This is a genomic window from Dyadobacter sp., from assembly GCF_051859145.1.
Lineage (GTDB): Bacteria > Bacteroidota > Bacteroidia > Cytophagales > Spirosomataceae > Dyadobacter.
This window is the reverse complement of sequence record NZ_JBHYGF010000375.1, coordinates 1-4146: the sequence shown is the minus strand read 5'-3', so window position 1 is coordinate 4146 and position 4146 is coordinate 1. Positions and strand designations below refer to the sequence as shown.

5 protein-coding genes are annotated in these 4146 nt (G+C 45.3%); 4 read left to right on the top strand and 1 reads right to left on the bottom strand.

The window, feature by feature from the left end; translation table 11 throughout:
* The 4 genes from ACTIE6_RS19400 to ACTIE6_RS19385 all read left to right on the top strand — a co-directional run.
* Positions 1–432: GLPGLI family protein (locus ACTIE6_RS19400; protein WP_439558219.1), on the top strand; the 432-nt coding region annotated here is incomplete at its 5' end.
* A gap of 197 nt (positions 433–629) precedes the next feature.
* Entirely contained in the window at positions 630–1517 is an 888-nt protein-coding gene (locus ACTIE6_RS19395; RefSeq protein WP_439558218.1) for an OmpA family protein, read from the top strand.
* Between the two features lie 81 nt (positions 1518–1598).
* Positions 1599–2552: a threonine ammonia-lyase gene (locus ACTIE6_RS19390; RefSeq protein WP_439558217.1), complete on the top strand. Its 954-nt coding sequence runs from the start codon at positions 1599–1601 to the stop codon at positions 2550–2552.
* Between the two features lie 135 nt (positions 2553–2687).
* Positions 2688–3164, top strand: coding sequence for a hypothetical protein (locus tag ACTIE6_RS19385; protein ID WP_439558216.1), 477 nt, complete (start codon positions 2688–2690; stop codon positions 3162–3164).
* A gap of 285 nt (positions 3165–3449) precedes the next feature.
* Here the strand turns inward: ACTIE6_RS19385 and ACTIE6_RS19380 are convergent.
* The coding region (locus tag ACTIE6_RS19380) for a RecB family exonuclease (RefSeq protein ID WP_439558215.1) at positions 3450–4146 on the bottom strand (697 nt) is incomplete at its 5' end.

Genomic DNA, 4146 nt, shown 5'->3' with positions numbered 1-4146 from the left:
GGTACCAAAATGGAGCTAGAAGAATTTTCCGGCAAAAATTACATCATCGAGGATTCACTACCTGCACCCAAATGGAAGGTAATGAACAAGATCAAGGAGATCAGCGGCTATATGTGCATGATGGCGGTTTCCGAGGACACGATCAAGGGACAAAAGATTACTGCCTGGTTTGCAAATGATCTTGCCTACAACGGAGGCCCGGAACGTTACTACGGCTTACCCGGCCTGATCCTGGAAGTGGATGTAAATGACGGCGAGCTGATCCTGGCTGCGGTAAAGGTGGAAAAAAAATCGGTGGCGGAAAATCTGGTGCTTTCGAAAAAGATGAAAGGCAAGAAGCTGACCAATGCAGAATATGAAAAGCTGATCACGACCCATATACGTGACAGTATCAAATCAAGGCGAAACCCGTACTGGTCATTCCGATATTAGAATATCATTAGAATTGCCGATATTCGCTTAGTACACACCAAAAAGGGGAAATTGTCAAGGACAATTTCCCCTTTTTTTATAATTTTGCATTTTCAAAACCGCGTCCCCGGTCTGCTGGCTCGATATTTTTACTTCGGGTGCAGTTGTATCATGTTTAACTTAACAGTGTTTAATTAATTTAATAACCCTTGATGATTATGAAAAATACGCTTTTAGCCGTTGCAATGCTTTTTGTACTCGGTTCCTGCGCTAGCAAAAAGAAGTTGCTTACTGCACAGAAGCAAGCAAATGAAATCCAGATTCAATTGGATAAAGCAAGAGCTGATTTGAATGATTGTGACAGCAGAACTGCTGGTTTGAATAATGATTTAAAGGCTAAGAATGACGAGCTTACCAGCAAAAATGCTAAAATGAAAGAGCTGGAAGAGCAGGTTGAATTCTTGAAAAAGAACAACAATAACCTGCTTGATCGTATGTCTGACCTTTCGGTTATCAGCAAAGAAGGTTCCGAAAGCATTAAGAAGTCGCTTGCTATGATGGACGCACAAGGTGCACAGATCCGCGACCTGAATTCAAGCATTCAGAAAAAGGATTCTCTGAACATGGCGCTGGTACTTAACCTGAAACGTTCATTGTCTGACGTGAGCGATGAAGATGTTCAGATTGAAGTGAAGAAAGGCGTAGTATACGTTTCACTTTCTGATAAAATGCTTTTCCGCTCAGGAAGTTCGGTTATCAACTCACAGGCTGAGAGCGTGTTGAGCAAAGTGGCTAAGATCCTGAACGACTACAAAGAGATCGAGATTTTGATTGAAGGTCACACGGATAATGTACCTATCGCGACTGACAAAGTTGCAGATAACTGGGATCTGAGCGTTTTGCGTGCTACTGCTGTTGCGCGTACGTTGCAGAAGAAATACGGAGTTGAGCCAGTTCGTATGATCGCTGGTGGTCGTGGCGAATATTTACCCAAAGTGGCAAATGATTCTGCTCCAAACCGCAGCCTGAACCGTCGGACTGAAATTATCATCACTCCGAAACTGGATCAGTTCTTTAACCTTTACACACCTAACGCAGGTAAATAAGGTCTGAGTAAATTTTTTAGAAGCCCGCAGGATTGATCCTGCGGGCTTTTTTTATTTATATTGGTCAAAACAATATGAACGATGTCCCAGGCTGTACCAGATAAGGAAACGATACAAGCGGCGCACCAATTAATAGCGCCTTACATTCATCACACGCCGATGCTGACCTCCCGGTTTCTGGATGAACAAAGCGGCGCACAGCTGTTCTTCAAATGCGAAAACCTGCAAAAGATCGGTGCATTCAAGGCAAGGGGAGGGTTGAATGCGATGTTTTCGCTGACTCCTGAACAACTGACCAATGGCGTTACCACGCATTCGTCGGGGAACCACGCGCAGGCCATTGCATTCGCTGCGGCGAAAGTTGGTGCGAAAGCTTACATTGTCATGCCTGAAAATTCGCCTAAGGTAAAAATCAGTGCAGTGGAGAGTTACGGTGCCGAGATCACATTTTGTGTGAACACGCCGGAAGCCAGACAGGCAGCAGTGGATGAAATTATTGCGCGCACCGGTGCTGCATTCATTCACCCTTTCAACAACTATGAGGTGATCGCGGGCCAGGCAACCGCAGCAAAGGAATTGATAGAACAGGCCGGTGAGCAGCTCGACCTGATCATTGCACCGGTAGGCGGGGGAGGATTATTGAGCGGAACTGCATTGGCTGCACATTATTTTTCACCCGCAACGAAAGTATACGCAGGAGAGCCAGAAGGCGCAGCCGACGCCGTACTTTCTTTCCGGAGCGACAAAATTGAAAAAGCACCTTACGTGAAAACAATCGCCGACGGATTGCTTACGTACCTGGGAGATAAAACATTCCCGATTATCAAGCAACATGTCAGCGATATCTGGCTGGTCTCTGATGAGGAAATAATCGCCGCAATTCGGTATTTGTGGGAACGTATGAAGCTGGTAGTGGAGCCTTCCGGCGCGGTAGCTCTGGCGGCTGTGTTGAAAAACAGAGAACTGGTAGAAGGCAAACGTGTTGGCATTATTTTGACAGGTGGAAATGTGGACCTGGGTAAACTGCCTTTTTAACCGGCAGTAGAATTACAGAAAAAGGGAATTTTCATAAAGAAGTATATGCGCTAAGGAGAAAAAGACCGTTATAGAGGAAATATTTATATTTTAGAATTTTCAAAACCGGTAATTATTTACACCTAACATTAAGTTATGAAAAAGCTGATTTTTTGCTGTCTGGTTGTGTTAATGGGCGCTTGCAAGGATGATAAGGAAGTGGTAGAGCCTGAAACTGACTTTGCTCCTGATTTTAACGGTACCTACGTAACAACAACGGTAGTACCCGGCCAGGTGAGCAACATGCAATGGGAAATTACCAACAACGCGAAAAACCAGCTGGCGATTTTATTTACCAAAAACACGGAAGTATCCGCCGTCGGAACCGTTGTTACTGTCGTGCAGACTTACAAGCTGATCAATGTAAAAACGACCGGGAAAGACGCGATCGAACTGAGTGAGAGCGTAGATGTGGAACAAAGCAATCAAAAACCCCTTAGGCAAAAAGTGGAAGGAACCGGAACCAGGATCATAAATGGAAACGGCAAGCAGCAGATCAACATTACGCTGAAACTGACCGATGCAGCGACCGGCAATGCAACAGAGGAATATCTGGAATTCAAGAAGCAGTAATAAAGCATTAACAACAACAGCGGCTGTCACATCTTGTTACAGCCGCTGTTGTTTAGAGGCATCTTGTTGGCATAAGGAAGTGCTTTATACTACTGAGCGCATCTTTTCATTCAAGAAGATAAAGGGAAAAGTGATGCTGAGCACGGCGCAGGTCAGTACAAAAGCAATCAGCCAAAGCAGCGCGAGGGTTAATTTTACAACTACGATCATCTCCATCTTATTTTATGGAATAGATCGTTTTCGGGCTGTTTTGGTTGCAACAGCCGGCTGCTTTTCAGCTACTTTTTATCTGCCGCAAATCCCGTTGAAATCGCAGTAAATACAGGTATTCAGATCGTCCGTTTTGCGGAACGGGATATCCGGATCGAGCATTACATTCAGTATATCTGTCAGGATCACTTCTGATTTTTCAATGAATGCGCCGGGCGCTAGTTCGTCGGTTAATTCCAGCGGGTTTGAGATCTGGTTTTTCGGATCACGAAAGGAATAAAAACCTGATTTGACTGCATATTCGCCGAAATAGAAGGTATTCTCTTTGAGCTTCAAACCTTTTTCGTCCAGCATTTTCCGGTACATCAGGTACTCGTACATCCAGAGCTGGCGCACATAACCCATTTTCCTGTCCGGGTCTGTCCGGATCACTTCTTCCCTGCGCACCGGGTCCAGGAGCTTTTGCTTGCCGGCGAGCTCCACGCTGCCTGTTTTGTAATCCATTACATACAGCGTCTTTTCCGCTTCGTCGAGCTCAATGCGGTCTATCTTGCCGCCAAGTCGCACAGGGGTGTAGGAACCTTGCAGGATCAGGTCGATTTTGGTGTTCAAAGGTTGCTCAGCCGCGAGTATCCTTCTGCGGGGTTTCTGCTGCATTTGATTTTGCAAAAACACCAAAATTTGCTGCTCTCCGATTTGGTAATAGATCCTGTTTAAACCTAAGTCAGTCACGTAGCCTGTGGAATTCTTGTCGAACTCTTCGCGCAAAACG